At 43.2% G+C, this 17,180-nt stretch carries 15 protein-coding genes and 4 pseudogenes; 11 read left to right on the top strand and 8 right to left on the bottom strand.

Annotation, left to right across the window (positions count from 1 at the left end; translation table 11 throughout):
* Positions 1–446: 446 nt before the first annotated feature.
* Positions 447–848: a BufA1 family periplasmic bufferin-type metallophore gene (locus tag F6K63_RS27885; RefSeq protein WP_008181410.1), complete on the bottom strand. Its 402-nt coding sequence runs from the start codon at positions 846–848 to the stop codon at positions 447–449.
* Positions 849–1,317: 469 nt separating this feature from the next.
* Here F6K63_RS27885 and F6K63_RS27880 point away from each other — a divergent pair, with 469 nt between their 5' ends.
* The 6 genes and pseudogenes from F6K63_RS27880 to F6K63_RS27850 all read left to right on the top strand — a co-directional run bounded on the left by F6K63_RS27880 (position 1,318) and on the right by F6K63_RS27850 (position 6,510).
* Positions 1,318–3,573: a CHASE2 domain-containing protein gene (locus F6K63_RS27880; RefSeq protein ID WP_287313698.1), complete on the top strand. Its 2,256-nt coding sequence runs from the start codon at positions 1,318–1,320 to the stop codon at positions 3,571–3,573.
* Positions 3,574–3,949: 376 nt separating this feature from the next.
* Positions 3,950–4,180: pseudogene (locus F6K63_RS27875) on the top strand (transposase); the annotation flags it as partial.
* A gap of 108 nt (positions 4,181–4,288) precedes the next feature.
* Positions 4,289–4,543, top strand: a pseudogene (locus tag F6K63_RS27870) (RNA-guided endonuclease InsQ/TnpB family protein); the annotation flags it as partial.
* Between the two features lie 163 nt (positions 4,544–4,706).
* Positions 4,707–5,349 (top strand): annotated as a pseudogene (locus tag F6K63_RS38050) (zinc ribbon domain-containing protein); the annotation flags it as partial.
* A gap of 129 nt (positions 5,350–5,478) precedes the next feature.
* A complete protein-coding gene (locus F6K63_RS27855) occupies positions 5,479–6,330 on the top strand; it encodes a DUF928 domain-containing protein (RefSeq protein ID WP_008181405.1) in 852 nt (283 codons plus the stop codon).
* A 57-nt stretch (positions 6,331–6,387) separates the two neighbouring features.
* Positions 6,388–6,510, top strand: a complete 123-nt coding sequence (locus F6K63_RS27850; protein WP_267871999.1) for a hypothetical protein — start codon at positions 6,388–6,390, stop codon at positions 6,508–6,510.
* 54 nt (positions 6,511–6,564) lie between these two features.
* Here the strand turns inward: F6K63_RS27850 and F6K63_RS27845 are convergent, their stop codons facing one another.
* Together F6K63_RS27845 and F6K63_RS27840 are read right to left on the bottom strand one after the other, a co-directional pair.
* Positions 6,565–7,107 carry a hypothetical protein gene (locus F6K63_RS27845; protein WP_287313697.1) on the bottom strand — a complete coding sequence of 181 codons (543 nt, stop codon included), beginning with the start codon at positions 7,105–7,107 and terminating at the stop codon, positions 6,565–6,567.
* A gap of 362 nt (positions 7,108–7,469) precedes the next feature.
* Positions 7,470–8,978 carry a peptidoglycan-binding protein gene (locus F6K63_RS27840; RefSeq protein ID WP_287313695.1) on the bottom strand — a complete coding sequence of 503 codons (1,509 nt, stop codon included), beginning with the start codon at positions 8,976–8,978 and terminating at the stop codon, positions 7,470–7,472.
* A 360-nt stretch (positions 8,979–9,338) separates the two neighbouring features.
* Here F6K63_RS27840 and F6K63_RS27835 point away from each other — a divergent pair, with 360 nt between their 5' ends.
* The 3 genes from F6K63_RS27835 to F6K63_RS27825 all read left to right on the top strand — a co-directional run bounded on the left by F6K63_RS27835 (position 9,339) and on the right by F6K63_RS27825 (position 11,254).
* On the top strand, positions 9,339–10,214 hold the full coding sequence (locus F6K63_RS27835; RefSeq protein ID WP_287251753.1) for an ABC transporter ATP-binding protein: 876 nt from the start codon (positions 9,339–9,341) through the stop codon (positions 10,212–10,214).
* A 15-nt stretch (positions 10,215–10,229) separates the two neighbouring features.
* Positions 10,230–10,703, top strand: coding sequence for an SMC-Scp complex subunit ScpB (scpB, locus tag F6K63_RS27830; protein ID WP_008181392.1), 474 nt, complete (start codon positions 10,230–10,232; stop codon positions 10,701–10,703).
* 170 nt (positions 10,704–10,873) lie between these two features.
* Positions 10,874–11,254 carry a DUF760 domain-containing protein gene (locus F6K63_RS27825; protein WP_287313693.1) on the top strand — a complete coding sequence of 127 codons (381 nt, stop codon included), beginning with the start codon at positions 10,874–10,876 and terminating at the stop codon, positions 11,252–11,254.
* A gap of 152 nt (positions 11,255–11,406) precedes the next feature.
* On the opposite strand, the gene F6K63_RS38045 is transcribed toward F6K63_RS27825, so the two are convergent.
* Together F6K63_RS38045 and F6K63_RS27820 are read right to left on the bottom strand one after the other, a co-directional pair.
* Positions 11,407–11,535: a zinc ribbon domain-containing protein gene (locus F6K63_RS38045; RefSeq protein WP_438941758.1), complete on the bottom strand. Its 129-nt coding sequence runs from the start codon at positions 11,533–11,535 to the stop codon at positions 11,407–11,409.
* A gap of 429 nt (positions 11,536–11,964) precedes the next feature.
* A complete protein-coding gene (locus F6K63_RS27820) occupies positions 11,965–12,588 on the bottom strand; it encodes an exopolysaccharide biosynthesis protein (protein WP_008181389.1) in 624 nt (207 codons plus the stop codon).
* Between the two features lie 187 nt (positions 12,589–12,775).
* Here F6K63_RS27820 and F6K63_RS38040 point away from each other — a divergent pair.
* A pseudogene (locus F6K63_RS38040) lies at positions 12,776–12,889 on the top strand (RNA-guided endonuclease TnpB family protein); the annotation flags it as partial.
* A 212-nt stretch (positions 12,890–13,101) separates the two neighbouring features.
* On the opposite strand, the gene F6K63_RS27815 reads toward F6K63_RS38040, so the two are convergent.
* The gene (locus F6K63_RS27815) at positions 13,102–13,911 is read right to left on the bottom strand and encodes a DUF928 domain-containing protein (protein ID WP_008181387.1); all 810 of its coding nucleotides are present in this window, start codon (positions 13,909–13,911) and stop codon (positions 13,102–13,104) included.
* 670 nt (positions 13,912–14,581) lie between these two features.
* Positions 14,582–15,859, bottom strand: coding sequence for an adenosylhomocysteinase (gene ahcY, locus F6K63_RS27810; RefSeq protein ID WP_008181386.1), 1,278 nt, complete (start codon positions 15,857–15,859; stop codon positions 14,582–14,584).
* Positions 15,860–16,195: 336 nt separating this feature from the next.
* On the opposite strand from ahcY, the gene F6K63_RS27805 reads away from it, so the two are divergent.
* Positions 16,196–16,462: a hypothetical protein gene (locus tag F6K63_RS27805; protein ID WP_008181385.1), complete on the top strand. Its 267-nt coding sequence runs from the start codon at positions 16,196–16,198 to the stop codon at positions 16,460–16,462.
* A gap of 121 nt (positions 16,463–16,583) precedes the next feature.
* Here F6K63_RS27805 and F6K63_RS27800 read toward each other — a convergent pair whose 3' ends face one another.
* The gene (locus tag F6K63_RS27800; protein WP_008181384.1) at positions 16,584–16,940 is read right to left on the bottom strand and encodes a carbon dioxide-concentrating mechanism protein CcmK; all 357 of its coding nucleotides are present in this window, start codon (positions 16,938–16,940) and stop codon (positions 16,584–16,586) included.
* Positions 16,941–17,180 lie beyond the last annotated feature (240 nt).

Below are 17,180 nucleotides of genomic sequence, written 5' to 3'. Positions count from 1 at the left end.
AGATTAGCGATCGCACTCTTATACACACTTAACTCTTTTTGTCAATTTAGGGCGATCGCCTCTCTATGCACACTTGACTCTTTTTGTCAAGTTTTATGTTAAGAAAGATGTTTATAAAGCATAGCTTTCTTAAGGGGGGTTAGGGGGGATCGGTATACATAACACTACTCAACTGAATCTAATTCCCCCCTTTCTTAAGGGATCTATGTACATAACACTACTCAACTGAATCTAATTCCCCCCTTTATTAAGGGTTCTGTATACATAACACTACTCAGCTGAATCTAATTCCCCCCTTTCTTAAGGGATCGGTATACATAACACTACTCAACTGAATCTAATTCCCCCCTTTCTTAAGGGGGGTTAGGGGGGATCGGTGTACATAACACTACTCAGCCATGATTCATAAGCTGATAGCTGAGTGCGCAGCCTGCTGATAGCTTTGTTTAATTGGCTTGGGCACTCTCAGTTGGCTTTTCAGTTTCCTGGCTGGAGGTTTTTGGTGGTACAATAGTTCCACCAACAATCTTGTCGCAAGTGCCTTCAGGAACGTAGATCCACTCTTCGGGATCGCTATCTACCGTAGCCTGCGCGCTGCAATCATGCTTGCTGGTGCCACAATCGTTCCTACCCGCCTTAACGATACCAGCACATTTTTCCATTCCTTCCTTACCGGCCAAGGCGTTTTCAGATGCTACACCTAAACCTAGAGCCAAGACACTAGTCAAGGCAGCGCTCACCATTACGGTTTTTTTGATATCTTTCATCACAGAACTCTCCCGAATATCAGAACTGACTCGTAAGTCCGTAGACAGAATTAAACTAAAACAGTGTTGGTTTAATTCCACTCTATTTAATTATTATTTAAGGTATTTAATCTAACTTAACTGAGTCTTTGAAAAGGATGAGATAACCCTGAGAAAGTTGTTAAAATGGGATAGGACATTGTCAACATCAGCTATCAGCTATCAGCTATCAGTTTTTTGATGTAAATCTATCACTCCCGGAAGTGTGGGGAGGGTGAATCGACCCAAAGCTAAGACAGAGCTTTGTAGTTAGTCCAGTAAGGGTTCAACCGTAATAATAGTTTCCTAGTAAGCGTGAGGTACATCTGAAGTTTCTGCCCTGCTCCGAAGTCCCTGCTCCGAAGTCCCTGCTCCGAAGTCCCTGCTCCGAAGTCCCTAAAACCCAGAACGAAAGTACAGCAGTCGCCAGGGCAGTTAGGACATGACAAAAGTCTCACACCCTTTGTAAGCGCAAGAGTTTGACTTCTGACTTCTGACTTCTGCTATACCTCACCTAATTGAAAACTGCTATATGTGGCAACCACTAAAACAACAACTATGGGAATGGCGCGGTGTTCTAATTACTACACCGGTGGTGGCTGGAATTGCGATCGCTTTCAGGCTACTCGGCTGGTTACAGCCTTACGAACTAGCTGCTCTCGACCAATACTTTTGTTGGCGTCCGAAGGAACCTACGGATGAACGGATTGTGATTGTGGCTATGACTGAGGCAGATTTAAAGCGTGCTGGACGGTGGCCAATCACTGATCGGATGCTTGCCCAAGTTTTAGAGAAAATCAACGCTCAAAACCCTGCAGCCATTGGTCTTGACCTGTATCGGGATTTTCCGGTTGAACCTGGTCATGCTGACTTACTCAGGGTGTTTGAAACCACACCTAACTTAGTTGCTATCGAATATATCGATCAAAAAAACCCTAACAATGCGGTGGATCCTCCACCGATTCTCAGTGACCTTCGTCTAGTGGGTGCCAATAATGTCGTAAACGATACGGATGGTATCCTGCGGCGCAGCTTACTTTCTCTGAAGGTAAATGATCGCCTACAGCCCTCCTTTAGTATGCTCCTAGCGGGGATTTATCTAGAGTCAAAAAACCTTTTTCCTGAACCATTACAGCAAGATCCCAGAATTTTCCAGTGGGGCAAGGCCATGTTTCGCCCTTTGGCCAGCAATGACGGTGGTTATGTGGGAATCGATCATGGCGGTTACCAGATTTTCTTGAACTATCGCGGACCAGCGGGAACCTTCCGCATGGTAACCATGACCGACGTTTTGGAAGATAACATTCCAGATCACTTGATCAATGATTCCATCGTTTTAATTGGTGCAACTGCGGTTAGTTTAAATGACTTTTTCTACACCCCCTACAGTAATGACACTACCATCCGGGAGTCAACGGCTGGGGTGGAAGTCCAAGCTAACATGGTCAGCCAAATTATTAGTGCTGTAGAAGATGGTCGTCCCTTGCTCAAAACCTGGTCTGAGCCTGTGGAAATCCTGTGGATTGTAGGCTGGTCTATAGTCGGTGCCACTCTAACTTGGAAATGGCGCTATCTTGGGGGTCTCGGAGGGCTGTCATTGAGGAGAATTGCGATTACCGTGGTCGCTACAGGGGCATTATTCGGAAGTACCTATGGAGCATTTTTGGGTGGTTGGTGGCTCCCGGTGATACCGCCATTGTTAGCCTTAAGTGGGTCTGCAGTTGCCATCACAGCTTCTTACGTTGCTAGCACTGCTAAAGAGATTCGTCAAACTTTTGGACGTTACCTAACTGACCAATTGGTGGCGGATTTGCTGGAGAACCCAGACAAACAAAAACTCGGGGGTGAAAGCCGGAAAATCACCATCTTGACCTCTGATTTAAGAGGCTTCACTGCAATTTCAGAACGGTTACATCCCCAAGAGGTAGTCAAAATCCTAAACATCTATTTGGGTCACATGGCGGATGTGATTACTGCTTATCAAGGAACTATCGACGAGTTGATCGGGGATGGGATTTTAGTGCTTTTTGGTGCTCCCACCCTCCAAGAGGATGATGCCCACAGAGCAGTGGCTTGTGCAGTAGCGATGCAGTTAGCCATGACCAGTGTCAATGAAGAAATCGAGCAGTTGGGCTATCCAAAACTGGAAATGGGCATCGGTATCAATACCGGTGTGGTTGTGCTTGGGAATATTGGTTCCGAAAAACGCACCAAATATAGTGTCATTGGCAGCGCTGTCAACCTGACTTACCGGATCGAATCTTATACAACTGGTGGTCAAGTTATGATTTCTCCTTCCACTTTGGAAGAAACTGGCGAATTTTTAAGAATTGACGGTCAAAAACAGGTAAAACCCAAGGGAATTAAACAGCCAATTACTATCTATGAAGTGGGTGGGATTGGGCATAATTATAACCTATTTTTACCCAAACAGCAAGAAACATTTTTCGACGTTAACCAAAAAATTGATCTACAATTTAATTATGCTTTTCTAGATGGAAAGCATATCAGTAATTCGGTCTACACTGGACGTTTAGTAGAGATTTCAAGTAAGGGAGCTAAGCTTCGTGCTAACAGCAGCGAAATCTCTGCTATCCCTGAGCCACTAAGTAATATTAAGCTCAACTTACTCGATCCAGATAATGTGAACCAACCCAGTGAGGATATCTACGCCAAGGTTTTAGAAAAAACAGCAGAACCGGGAAGTTTTTACATCCGGTTAACTGCTGTCCCTCCGGAGATATCAGCAAAACTAAAATCTCTCTACGAGTCAGTAATCAGGAATTGATCCTAAGTTCTGTGAAGTCTAATTGAGTAACCCTTGAGTTCGGTCAAGGGTTACGGGTATAAAAAGTTACCTTGGTACAGGCAATTTGATCTGATTGAAACTCCGGTTAATCGCTGTTCGAAAAACCCTGTATCCATGGCTGCGTAAACCTTTGATTGCGTCCCTCCTACAGGCAAACTAGTCAGCGGGATTTGAGATTAGAAACCCATGGCACCAAAAAATTATAAAAATCCCCCAAAGCCGAAAACCCCCTGTCTAATCACCGGGGATGAAGGCGCTTCAGCGGCTTGACGCGCCGTAAGAAAAATATTTTTCTATTTCCGGAAATTTTACTTTGTGTAGTGTAGACTACTTTAGTAGTTAAAGGTCGATACTAATGATTGTTTTACAGTTCAAGGCAATTGGCAAACAAAAGCAATATTTAGCAATAGAAGAAGCGATGATAACAGCTAAAATTGTTCGCAATAGCTGTATTCGCTATTGGATGGACAATAAAGGTGTTGGGAAATTAGACCTCAACAAATATTGCACTGTCTTAGCTCATCAGTTCCCGTTTGCCAATGAATTGAACTCTATGGTCCCCCTCGCCAGTGCTGAACGAGCATGGTTAGAAGTTACCGTAAGAATAGTGGAGCCTTATTTCATGAGTTTTAACCATGCATCTGCATAGCCTATCGCCTATAAAGGCTCCACTATTCTAAGGTTTCATCTCCGGTCATCAATTGCCCGTTTATACGAAAACTGTAAGAAAAAAGTTTCCGGAAAGAAAGGTTTTCCTAGATTCAAAAAACATTGTCAATCAGTTGAATAAAAGACTTCTGGATGGAAATTATGTCCAGATAAAAAGTCAATCATTTTTAGTGACAAAAAAGGGATTGGAAAACTCAAACTCAAAGGAACATGGAATTTCTGGCGCTTTGACAAAAAGCTAATTAAGAGGGTTAGGATAGTCCGTCGAGCCGATGGTTACTATAGCGCTACGCGCAAGTCAGAAGTCACAAGTCAGAAGACAAAAGTTTACTACAACAGGTTTTCAGCTTTTAGCCATGTCCTAACTTTAATGGGTAGTGCTATATGTTCAGTTTTGCCTTCAGATCGATATCAATGAGTCTGTTCCAGCAACACCGAATAGCAATACTGTACCCTTACCTAGGTTTTATCGAAAAGGGGAAAAGCGTCTAAAGTTCTATCAACGTCGAGTTTCTCGAAAAAAGAAAGGCTCTGGGGAGCATGTCACCTTTGTAATTAGGTAAATAGATCCCCCCTAGCCCCCCTTAAAAAAGGGGGGAATTAGATTCAAAAGTCCCCCTTATTAAGGGAAACGGGGGATCTAAATCAGGGATTAACAAAACTGACATGCACCCAAGGCTCTGCACTAGTCGAAATTGTTCTAATTGTGGTGAAGTAGTTAAAAAATCTCTATCAACTAGAACCCATGTTTGTCAGTGTGCTTGTTCTCTCGACAGAGACCACAACGCTGCAATCAACATCCTAGAAAGAGCCTTAAGTACGGCAGGGCATGTCGGAACTCTGGTCTTAAACGACCCAAACGCTTGGGGAGATTTGGCCTCTACTGTGGCTGGTGCAAACAAGTCATGGGCAAGTCGAGTCGTTGAACCAATAATCCCCGCGTATGCGCGACCGGGGAGTGTCAAATCTCTGAAAAAATTCAGCTTAAACTCAGGCTTGACTAAGAGGTTGTCTGAGAAGTCTCATTTGCTACATCCAAGCCCCCGTTGGTCCCCCAATTCTGGGGGACTTTTAGAAGCAAATTGACTCTTGTTTCCCCCAAAGTTGGGGGGTCAGGGGGGCAAAATTCAGGATCAAAAAACTTGGGAGATATCCTCTAAGGGTTAAGGCTAATTCTTGTAAATGTCTATTATAGTTTAATAATTTAATAAACTTATGAAAACTACCGCTAACTTTATTAATTTATTGGCACGTACAACATCAATCTTGATTGTACTGCTGTTTTGCGCACTCACCCCTCAACCAAGCTATTCTCAAGGTTTACAATCTGTCAACGGTCACGTTGCCGATTCTAATAATAACTCATCTGAAACCCAAAATAGTTCCCAAAATAGTTCAGCCAACGGCTCACGCTTACGATTTATTCCACCAACCGATAGCGCTCCTCGAAAGAGTAATGGGTCTGGTTCACGAGGCTGGTATGAGCAGTTACCCCGTGAATTGGTGACGCTGTTAATTCCCTCACAGAAAGTAGCTGCACAGACGATATCTGGTCATCCTAGATTTTTATGGTATTTGTCCGAGCCTGTAGACGTACCAATAGTATTTACCTTGGTGGACACAGTAGAAAACCAGACAATATTTGAGAAAAGGATTGACTCAGGTCAGGTAGGGATGATCTCAGTAGAACTTCCGGAAAACAGTCCAGAACTGATTGCAAACCCACCAGGACTAGAGGAAGAAAACAGGAAGATATACATGTGGTCTGTTACCCTAGAATGCGATCGCGAAAACCCGCCTAAGACTTCCTATTATAGGAGCTGGATTGAGCGGGTATCACCACCCCCAGAATTAGAGCAAAAGCTAGCAGCAGTTGCTGCAAATACCAACAGCTCCACCTCTGAGTTACTGCATCAACAAGCAATCATCTATGCCGAAGCAGGGGCTTGGTTTGATGCCCTTGATGCCCTTTACCAGGCTCAAGCTGCTAATCCCAATGACTCCTCGATTCGAGCAGATTTTATCGCTCTGCTGGAGCAAGTGGGATTGGGTCGTGTGGTACAGTAGTGGGTCAGTGGGTCACAGAGTTAACACAGAGTATGGGATGTTGCTGGGTTTGTTGTTTTGCGATTCGGCCAAAGCCCGACGCTGCACGAACGCAATATATCTCTAGGGAATGCGATTGACCTACGGTCACGCTACGCGATCGCATTCCTCAAAGACTTGTGTAAAACTGGAACAAAGTAATCACAGACTAGTAGATCATGATCAATTTGGACACTGAGGATCGTAAGCAACTAATCACTCTACTCCGCTTACTTGATTCTTATCGATCGACCGTTTCTGATTATATTCCTCAATCAATTCGGAAAGATTAGCATTTTTTTCCTTCAGAAGCTGCAGGTACTCTTCTTCCATAGCATTGGTAAGTTCAAGATTTCTCATATCTATCGCTAAATTAATCTTAAACTCAGAAAATTTGTTATTAAACGCTGCTGCATTATCATAGCTTTCCGAAGGGTTAGTTGTGGCACTTATGGTGCCGAACAATGTTCCTAATAGACTAATAACAAATATAAAAAAATTGACGATATTTTCGGCTTGTTCATCAGAAACAAATTCTTGAATAAACGAGACCAATAAGTCATTACCTGCCGTAATACCTCCGATAGCCGCTAAAAAAATGGGGATAGTATATTGCAGAACAAAGAAAACGTACAAAAGAAAGTTTGAAAAAGAAATTTGAAAGTCACATCGTCTTTGGATATCCAAGAAAATCTTGTAGTAGTTAGACGAGAAGATATACTTTTTTTCTTTAGGTTTTTGTACCCACACGGTTTTCAATTTATCTTCTGCTAAGAAGGGTTTTGAAAAGTCCCTGGCTGGTAGAGTTCATGTCAGGTGGGCAGTGTCAGACAGATAAGATAAGCTGGGCTTTTCGCCTTTGTAGACACTGCCCACCCTACGATTAATGACTACAGATTAATCACGTTTTGTCTAAACCCGACCCTAAAAAAACCAAGCATAAAACTTTTCTGGCCATGATCGAATATCAAGTCCGGTTGACTAATCATGATATCCCTTCTGGCGTAAAATCCAGAGACTACTTGGGAGGTAATTAACCGGACTTGATATGACTAATTACATTTACTTGGAGTTTAGACAGTAACAGGACAATTACGGTGAAGATTGATCAAACTGGTTAATCAAACCAATTCACCCATCACCGCTCTGCGCAAAATCTCTGTCACTTCTGTTGCTATTCTGGCATCAAGTTCCACCGCTTCACGATTGAAATCTCTTGGTTCAAGCACTTTTGCTCCCCGTAGCGCCATACTGAAGGTAATCAATTTAGCTGGCTTGAGAGAATCGTCAAGACTAGGCTTAACTAATTTAACTAGCGCGACATAAACCGCTTCGGTTCTGTTCCTAATACTGGTAACTCCGTTGCCGAGTTTTGAGATAATCACTGTTGAGTCAATCACATTCAACAAACCCAACTCTTTAATAGCTAAATCAACTAACCGAGCTGGATCGTTCCCCATTGCTCTGATGATACTTTCGAGACTATCCCACTTAACTCCCGGTAGCTGGCATGGTTCCGGTATGTAATTATGCCAACCCACCATTGAGATCATCCGATTTAAATCATAAGCCGATATAGTATTACTTTCCCATTGAGGGGGTTCAGGGTCAGCAGTTAGAATTATGCTTTTGGTTGTGCTACCAAACAACTGGGGGTACTCAATAAACGGTTTTTCCCCATATCGGCCACGGAAAATCAGGCTATCATTGCCTGTAATCTGTTTCAGCCAATTTTCTAAGTCCATTTGGGGAGCAAAGCGCTTTAACATTGCCCCTAAGCAATTAGAACTTGCTGTATTGTAGTCATAACTAATCACATCTGTGATTAAATCACAGACCGGAATATCCCTTTGATTTCCAGCTTGGTCTGTGCCTCGAATTGTACACTTATCAAGATCGTCATTAGGAGATTTGCTATTAAGGCGAGACACTAGATTAATAATGGGGATAATCTTACTCCCACTCCATAATTCGTCATTACTTAGGGCATTTCGTCCCAACCATTTTACCTTGAACTCTTCCTCTACAAAACTACCAACACAGATACAAGCTTCTTTGATGTCTTGATGGAGAAACTCTAACCCTTGCTGATCAATATCTGGAAGTTGCCCCAGATTTGGATAAGGACTGAAAGTATGATCCGCTTTAATTCCAGACACGAGATGTTTACCATCGGGTTTATGGTTCAGGTGGGAGGGATAATCTTTAATTTGCTGTTTGTATGGTGAAGTATCAATACCGAGATATAATAGTTTGGGATTATCTTCAACACCTTCGTCAGCAGCTTGGAGATATTTTTGGTAAACGTTATATTGGCTATAGTTATCTACAGTGATCAAGACTTCAGTCTCGTCAATGTCTAAATTCCACAGCACTGAATCTTCGGTGCTTTTGACCAGTTGCTGATCACAAAATACTTTGAAAAAAATGTCTGGTCGTTGGTCAGCAAACAGTTCTTGAAAATAGGATTCATCGAATTCCATCCCAAAGCTGCCATGGTCATCAGTGATGGCGCTACCCACCAAGTTGTTGAAAATAAGGTCTTTATCCCATGCTTCAACCCGTAATCCTGAAACGACGCCACTGGTTTTTGGATCGATTACCCGACCTAATATCCTAAATATTGCCATACTAAATTCTACGCTCAAAGTCAATAAATGTAGCTGATAACTAATGGATTAACCAAAGGAACAGCCCCTATTTGTTTTAACCTACAGATTGATAATTCGTCTACATGTAATAACAATTAATGACAAGTAATTAAGAGGAAGCATTTAAGATATAATAGTAAAATGAATACCCTGTTAATGACATGACCGTTAAGAGCGATGACTACACCTGTAGCAGTGGTATTTGTGGGTAAATTTGGGATTACTGCTCTTTTTATTAAGGGGAATGATATCGACATGATATAATTTGCTTCTAACCTGTGGTGTAGAAGCAGGTTAGCTCAAGCCTATTGACTCAATATCATACATATTAAGGAATCTATGCCCCCAGCTGTTTCCCTCCAGAACATCTACAAAATCTACGATAAGGTCCCTGTCGTGAATGACCTGTCCTTTACCATTGAATCAGGAGAGATATTTGGTTTGCTGGGTCCGAATGGTGCTGGTAAATCCACTACAATTCGGATGCTAACTACCTTAACTGAACCGACCAAGGGTCAAATTAAGGTAGCGGGTTACGACGTTGTAGAAGAAAAAGATCAGGTCAAGGAAAATATTGGTGTGGTCTTGCAGCAAACTAGCGTGGATATTGACCTGACTGTCTGGGAAAACATGGAACTCCACGCACGGCTGCATCACATTGCCAATCCTGGGCGTCAGCGGCTGATTAATCAGTGGTTAGAGTATGTAGAGCTAATAGACCGACGGGATAGTTTAGTGAAAACTCTGTCTGGGGGAATGAAGCGTCGGTTGCAAATTGCTAGAGCGCTGTTACATCAACCGAAGATTCTATTTTTGGATGAGCCTACAGTAGGATTAGACCCCCAAACCCGCCGTCGCCTGTGGGAAATTATTCGGGATTTGAATCGCCAAGGTATGACGATATTGCTAACTACCCACTATATGGAAGAAGTGGAGTTTTTGTGCGATCGCTATGGCGCTGGCAAGCCAGGACGGATCGGTATCATGGATTCTGGTAAACTAATCGAATTAGGTACATTTGAACAGTTGCGCCACCAACATGGGGAAGGATTACTGATCAAACAACTCTCAGAACGCTTTGAATACAAATTTTTTCCGACTCTGGAACAAGCGAGTGGCTATCTCGAAAGTTTACCTGATAAAACTGGTGTGATGGTTCGTCCCTCCAACCTGGAAGATATTTTTGTTGAATTGACAGGACGTCAATTGGATTAGAAGCTAATTAAAACAATGCCTCGTCTAGCTACCCAAATTGAAGCGATTCTATACTTGAAGGGACAGCCCGTCTCTATAGAGGAAATCTCAGAGTATGCCCAATGCGATCGCGAAAAAGTTGCGGATGGCCTGATTGAACTGATGGCAGACTATGCCCACCGGGACAGTGCTTTAGAAGTTGTGGAAACCCCTGCTGGGTATAGCTTACAGTTACGATCCACGTTTAGTGAATTACTGCAAAACTTAATTCCTGCTGAATTGGGCACAGGTGCTTTGAGGACTTTAGCTGCGATCGCTCTTAAAGGTCCGATTACTCAAGCTGACCTAGTCAACCTTCGTGGAAGTGGAGCGTATCAACATATCCAGGAACTGGTCGAGCTCGATTTTGTCCAGAAACGTAGACAAACTGAGGGGCGCTCGTACTGGTTACAAGTTACCGAAAAATTTCATCAACACTTTGAAGTTCAGCAGCTACTGCCACCCCAATAGAAGCTATGCCAAGGGTTACAAAAACTTCAAGATTTCTTTAAGTAAGCTTTTTTCCTCAGAATTTATACCCAAAAAACTGAGATTTATCCCCGAAAGCTGATTCAGGTTATCTCACAATCGTTTAGAGTATAGAAAAGTCGAGATGAAGCAGGTCAAACCTAAAATTCCTAATGGTATTCAACCCCGATTTTCTAAGTTCCCCAGGACCAGAGCCTCAACCGAACCAACTGCTGCAATACCTCCAGAATCAACCTTCTGATGTTTTAGCAAGGATTGCTAAGTCTGCTAGCCCTGAAATCCAACAAATCATCTCTCAGAACGTTCAAGGGCTAGTAGGGATGCTGCCATCAGAAAACTTTAATGTTCAAATCACCACTGATCGGGAAAATTTAGCTGGATTGCTGGCTTCAGCCATGATGACTGGTTATTTTCTCCGTCAGATGGAACAGCGTATGGTTCTTGAAGACAACTTAACCAACTCCACTCCCTTAGGTCCTCAGAAGCAGCGCACTGAAAAGCGTAGCGATTCCCCAAACCCAACTGAGCCATAGATGTCCTCTGGTTTAATACCTAGTTTGATACCTACTAAGTTAGGTAGTTAGGTAGAATGGCACTATGTTAAGAATTATTAACTTGGCAAAAAAACTAAATGGAATAGGAAAAAGGGATGATACTATTATATAATATTATCCCTTTTTACTTTTTAGACGCAGGTGCAACATTTTGTGCAGGTATAAGAGGTGTATTCCTCTGTTACTCTCACTAACTTGGAACCATAGCGATTACACAAGTGTTCTAGGATTTGAGAGAACTGATAAAAAGCCCAAGTCATCATAGCTCTTTTCGACCTAGGAGACGCTAAGGGAACGAGCACAATAATACATCTATTATAGCAAAAACTTTCAAGGAGACGCAACATTTTCAGTCCCCAATTCCCAAGGGGCTGTGTGGGTCACCTGCGGGAGCACTTTATACCCCCCGTATCCCGCGCTTGTCTTTGGGCTATAACGGGAGTCCCCTTCGAGTTTAGATGGTAATTGTGATTAGCCATTACCGATTACTTATTACCGATTACTTATTACCGATTATCGATTAGACCTAGCAGCCTTAGTAGTTTTATTATACTGTTTGGGTCAATTATTTTGGCCTGAGCCGAAGTTCCCTTGTCCGAAGTTACCGACAACTGTAGCGAAGTTTGTTACCAATTAGTGATTACTATAACCCAAACAAAATCTTCGACGCGGACTGGATGCACATCAGTTTAACGACCCAACCAAATCTTAATCTGGTCAACTAGACTTGTGCCACCAAACCATAGGGCAAACATAATTGAGATGGAGAGGCTTGCTCCGATCAGGCACAGGACTAAACCCGCTAGGCTAATTGCGCCATCATCTTCAGTTAAGCCAAAACCAGTTATAAAAATTCCCGCAGCTGGAATGGTATTTGTCCCTGGAATCGGAATCATCATCGAAATTGACATTAATGCGATCGCACTCCCCATAAATATCCGACCAGGCAAACTTGTACAAATATAGCTTAGGCGAGGACGGGTAACTGCCTCAATCCGCCGCAACCAAGGGAGTCCTATTTTCAGAAAACCCTGCACGGTTTCCAATTTCATTTTCCCATTCATCATCTTCTTAGGTAGCCAGGGGCGTTTGGCACCAACGATGAGCTGAATAGCCAACAAGAAGATCACAATTGCAAAGGGAATCGAATAACCCGGTGCTGGAACTGGCAAAGCTGAAGGTAGAGATAGGATAACGAATAGAAACCCAAAGATACGTTCCCCCGCTAGGGTTAAAATATCTGCCAGCCTTACCTGAGGCTCTCGCTCTTCCTCAAAAAAATAGCGCTGTAGTTCTACAGAGAGTTTAGCCATTCAGTAGTGATTAGTTATAAAAGTTAATATACTAATATATACTAATCTTTCTAGCACTTACCCTGACATTACCAAAAAAAATGGGTTTAAAGCCCCGTCCTTATAGGACGGCTTTATAATACAACCTTCTTGTATTGACACTTTTCCGAGAGCATGTTATGATAAATGTCTATAATAATAGATTAATAACAATCTAGGTAGATATTATCTAAAAATAAGTAGACAATGTAAAAAACATGTTTTGAGATCAGCATGTTGCATAATTCAGTCTAACGACTTGATCGTCTATGAAAAAATCAGATAAAAAATATATCTATCTATGTTTTCAATAATTTAGGTACGGTGGGGCACACCGAAACCTGGATCCGCGCTATCCAATACGCTTATAGAGAATTGTCCTCTACCTTTTCTGGTTCAGACCTGAACAGGCAATACAGCTCGTTGAACGCGATCGCGTGGCCTACGGCCAAGTAAGAATCCCCGTTCTTATCGGAGGGGGAGTGTCAATTAAGATTAATTGCTAGCTGTGCAGCAATTGACAAATGGTTTGTTAGCGATCGCTTCTAACCCCACTGATTTGATCAGATCTACCCATGCTTGGGGCTGGGAATCCCGTAACTGGGCGACAGTAGTCACAGTTTCTTGCCAAATCAGAGCATCAGCATATAGTTTGGCTTGTTCTAAGGTATTTTGCTCCTGATCTAGATTAAGCGCTAATTGCGGACTAAGTTCAGTACGCTGGAGTATTCCTTGAACCCAATGATCTCGGCTACGCTCTTGAGGATCGCAAACTAGTACGAAAAACCACTTGTATTCCTTACCCATGGTCAGAGGTACGGTTTTCGGTATGCTCAGTTGCACAATACCGTCTTTCCTGTTATCCAGGGTCAATGTGGTCAGGTACACCTCTTGATCCTGGTCATCAATTAACACAAATTCTGCAACAGTAGCTGTAGTTTTGGGAACATACCAGAACAGTGTAGGATTAGCCGCCACCGTTTTGACCAGATTATTGGTTGGCACGATAGCAGTTAAAGGGATATCACCGTTGTCAGTACAAGAATAGCTACGAGACCCTCCTCCTGCTGTTCTTCTCGGTTTTCCTCGTTCTGGTACTTGTGGTGGAAATTTAATCATATGTGTCCCAGCCCCAAGGGTTCTAGACGGTGACCCTCGCTCTGGTGGTCGTGGGAATTGTGCACCAACTTCATGGTGTGGGTATGACTGTGCCAGTAACTGGGCTGCGGTGAAGTCAGTTACCAGTGCAGCCGAGAGCATAGTAGTCAGCACTGCCAGATAGGTTGGAGATTGTTGCCAAGTCATGATCAATCACCCTACTCATTGAATAGGCCTCTTGCAAAAGTCAATTTTTGCGATCGGGCTATAGTATTTATCATCCTCTTTTTAAAGATTTATGCAAGAGTCCATATAATTTTATAATTTGCCTTTAGCTATAACCTAGATAGTTAACCCATTTAGAAAAATCATCCATAATCTCGAAAAATCATCGATAATTGGCTTTCACAAGTGGTATTTGCCTACTTTCTATTCTTCTTCAGGACTGACGCAGTCACTCCACCCTATAGGTATAGTTTTATAGGTATAGTTGGCTCCCCAGTTTCTGCCAAGTCCTGTTTTTAAAAGGGTTGCAGCTAATCCCACACCTTATTTTACCGCCTAATTGCTAATTCTGAGTAATTACTTTATATCCAACTCAGATATCGATCTTAGGTATCTATATATTTAATCCCAAGTTACCATCAAAGGTATTGGTATTATTTGGCTATTTTATGCAAAGGGAGCAATAATCTCAAGTCGGCTTAATCACTTCCCAAATAGTTACTGAATTCTTGGGTCAGGGTAATCGATAGTCGGGAATAGTCAACTACCAATTACCCATGACCGATGACCAATTACCTGTTACCCATAACCCATTACCCGAGAAGGGAGATTAGGATTATTGAACCGGTATCGTCAACGGATTACCCTCGTTTTAGGTACCAGAAGTCCAAGAGTTCATGTACTCGATTTGCTCTGGGGTTAGGGTGTCAATGTTAATGCCCATTGCTTGTAACTTCAACCGGGCAATTTCCTTATCCACTGCTTCAGGGATGGAGTGTAAACCTGGTTCAATGGATCCTTTGTTCTTGACTAGGTATTCACAGGCCAAAGCTTGGTTAGCAAAGCTCATGTCCATCACCGCACTGGGATGACCTTCAGCTGCTGCCAGGTTAATCAGGCGTCCTTCACCCAGTACCACAACGGATTTACCATTTTTCAAACAGTACTCTTGGGTAAAGTTCCGTACTTCTTTGACTTCTGTTGCCATTTCCCCTAAGGACTTGAGGTCAATTTCAATATCGAAGTGACCAGAGTTGCACACCATTGCTCCATCTTTCATCACCTCGAAATGCTCAGGGCGAATCACGTGCTTGTTCCCAGTAACTGTGATAAACAAGTCACCTAAGGGAGCAGCTTCTGCCATCGGCATTACCCGGAAGCCATCCATTACAGCTTCAATGGCTTTAGTGGGGTCAATTTCAGTAACAATGACATTGGCTCCCAGTCCCCGGGCTCGAAGTGCTGCGCCTTTGCCACACCAGCCATAACCGACCACAACCACGTTTTTACCAGCTAGCAACACGTTGGTGGCGCGGATAATACCATCAAGGGTAGATTGACCAGTACCGTAGCGATTGTCAAAGAAGTGTTTGGTGTCAGCATCATTAACATTCATTGCCGGGAATGTCAACACCCCGTCATTGAACATAGCCCGCAGACGGACAATGCCAGTGGTGGTTTCTTCGGTGGTGCCAATGATATCACCGAGCTGGTGTTGGCGCTCTTTTACCAGAGTGGCGGTAACATCGCTACCATCATCGATTATAATGTTTGGTTTGTGATCCAGGGCAATTTCAACGTGGCGGTGATAGGTTTCGTTATCTTCCCCTTTGATGGCAAATACAGAAATCTCATGATCAACCACTAAGCTAGCCGCTGCATCATCTTGGGTTGACAGAGGGTTGCTGGCAATCAGGACAGCATCAGCACCAGCAGCCTTGAGTGCGATCGCTAAATGGGCAGTTTCGGTGGTTACGTGACAGCAAGCAACTAAACGAATTCCTTCCAAAGGCTTTTCTTGGGCAAAGCGGTCTCGAATTTGCTTGAGCACTGGCATCTCCCGTCCAGCCCATTCAATCCGCTGTTTTCCTTTTGGTGCCAGAGACAGGTCTTTAACTTCGTGTTTAATCCGAGTAGCAGTTGCAATCATCAGGTTTTGTGTTTTCGTTAACGTTTTTTAGTTTAGCTTTGATTAGTTTAACGTGTTGGAGAAAGTGCCACCGGATGGGAAACCTTTATCAAAATTCTGATTAAACTGGCTGAGATTTAAGATAGTTTACAGATTTCTACCATCAACGGGTGATCAGGAACTCAGTTCGATGTCGGAAATTGGCTAGTTTTTTCAGGAGACAGCAGACTCAATGGCAGCAAACCACCATAGGATTGATTACTGACCAGGACTAAAATAGTATATTTGTACTATAATAAAGAGAGTGAGTTGACGGTCAGCTGATCTGATATAAACCCCTAATCAAGGTTTTTCCCCATGAAGAAGCACTATATACTGAGCATCAATCCCAATGCCGAGTACCAATGGGAGCAGTGTACGTTAAGAGATCCCATTACCGCAGAACGGCCAGACTTTGCTGGTTTGATTGCCCAAGCTGTGGCAGATCAAACTGGTTCTTATCTAGTGGCAGTTAATATTGAGGTAGAAGTATTAGAGCAAGCAGCACAGCCCCAAGCTCAGAAAGTGCGGGTTGATTTGCCAGTGCTTGCTGTGGAAGTGCAACCATCAGGATTAGTAGCATGATGATTGACATAGTTAACCGAACCCGGTTCTAACACAAATGTAGCTTCAACCCGCATTCAACAACCGCTCTCCTATCGGGTCAGACCTGGGCTTGGTGCGGGCTTAGCTAAAACCAAAAAGCTTAACGAGAAAAACCGTTCCCCCGCCCGATGATGGGATTTTCCACAGCTTCTCGGTACTGTTCAACGGCTTCAGTATAGGCAATGGGCAGAACACACTCGACGTTTTCATGGGGACGAGGAATGATCACCCAGGATTCCAGGGTAGCGCCATGGGCTTTTTCGACGGCTGCAATACCGGCATCCATAGCTGTTTTTACTTCCGAAACATCCCCCCGAATATTGATATTGAAGCGGGCGCTACCAACTCTGATGTAGCCTACTAAGGTAACCCTACCGGCTTTAACCATAGCATCTGCTGCTGCGAGTATACCAGGAAAGCCTTTGGTTTCGAGAGATCCAACCGCCACTGTGGACATAGCCAAACTCCTTAATCTGTTGAATTATTTGAAACTCAGGAACTATTGTACGAATCTTCGCTACCGATTCGGCTTAATACGTAAGCTATCAGCTATCAGCGTGTCGCGTATCAGCTATCAGCTAATGCGCTACAGATGGTGCCACTTGATGTGCTTATGGGCAATTAGGACGCTAGGGAACTTTTGAATCAAACAAGTAAGCAAAATTTTAATCTGAGTTATGGAAAGCTGACGGCTGAC

The organism is Moorena sp. SIO1G6, assembly GCF_010672795.1.
Classification (GTDB): Bacteria; Cyanobacteriota; Cyanobacteriia; order Cyanobacteriales; family Coleofasciculaceae; genus Moorena; species Moorena producens.
This window is presented reverse-complemented; position numbering and strand designations above follow the sequence as displayed.

Coding starts and splice junctions, on each gene's coding strand:
- F6K63_RS27880 (WP_287313698.1), top strand. CDS start 1,318: ATGTGGCAACCACTAAAACAACAACTATGGGAATGGCGCGGTGTTCTA.
- F6K63_RS27855 (WP_008181405.1), top strand. CDS start 5,479: ATGAAAACTACCGCTAACTTTATTAATTTATTGGCACGTACAACATCA.
- F6K63_RS27840 (WP_287313695.1), bottom strand. CDS start 8,978: ATGGCAATATTTAGGATATTAGGTCGGGTAATCGATCCAAAAACCAGT.
- F6K63_RS27835 (WP_287251753.1), top strand. CDS start 9,339: ATGCCCCCAGCTGTTTCCCTCCAGAACATCTACAAAATCTACGATAAG.
- scpB (WP_008181392.1), top strand. CDS start 10,230: ATGCCTCGTCTAGCTACCCAAATTGAAGCGATTCTATACTTGAAGGGA.
- F6K63_RS27825 (WP_287313693.1), top strand. CDS start 10,874: ATGGTATTCAACCCCGATTTTCTAAGTTCCCCAGGACCAGAGCCTCAA.
- F6K63_RS38045 (WP_438941758.1), bottom strand. CDS start 11,535: ATGACTTGGGCTTTTTATCAGTTCTCTCAAATCCTAGAACACTTGTGT.
- F6K63_RS27820 (WP_008181389.1), bottom strand. CDS start 12,588: ATGGCTAAACTCTCTGTAGAACTACAGCGCTATTTTTTTGAGGAAGAG.
- F6K63_RS27815 (WP_008181387.1), bottom strand. CDS start 13,911: ATGACTTGGCAACAATCTCCAACCTATCTGGCAGTGCTGACTACTATG.
- ahcY (WP_008181386.1), bottom strand. CDS start 15,859: ATGATTGCAACTGCTACTCGGATTAAACACGAAGTTAAAGACCTGTCT.
- F6K63_RS27805 (WP_008181385.1), top strand. CDS start 16,196: ATGAAGAAGCACTATATACTGAGCATCAATCCCAATGCCGAGTACCAA.
- F6K63_RS27800 (WP_008181384.1), bottom strand. CDS start 16,940: ATGTCCACAGTGGCGGTTGGATCTCTCGAAACCAAAGGCTTTCCTGGT.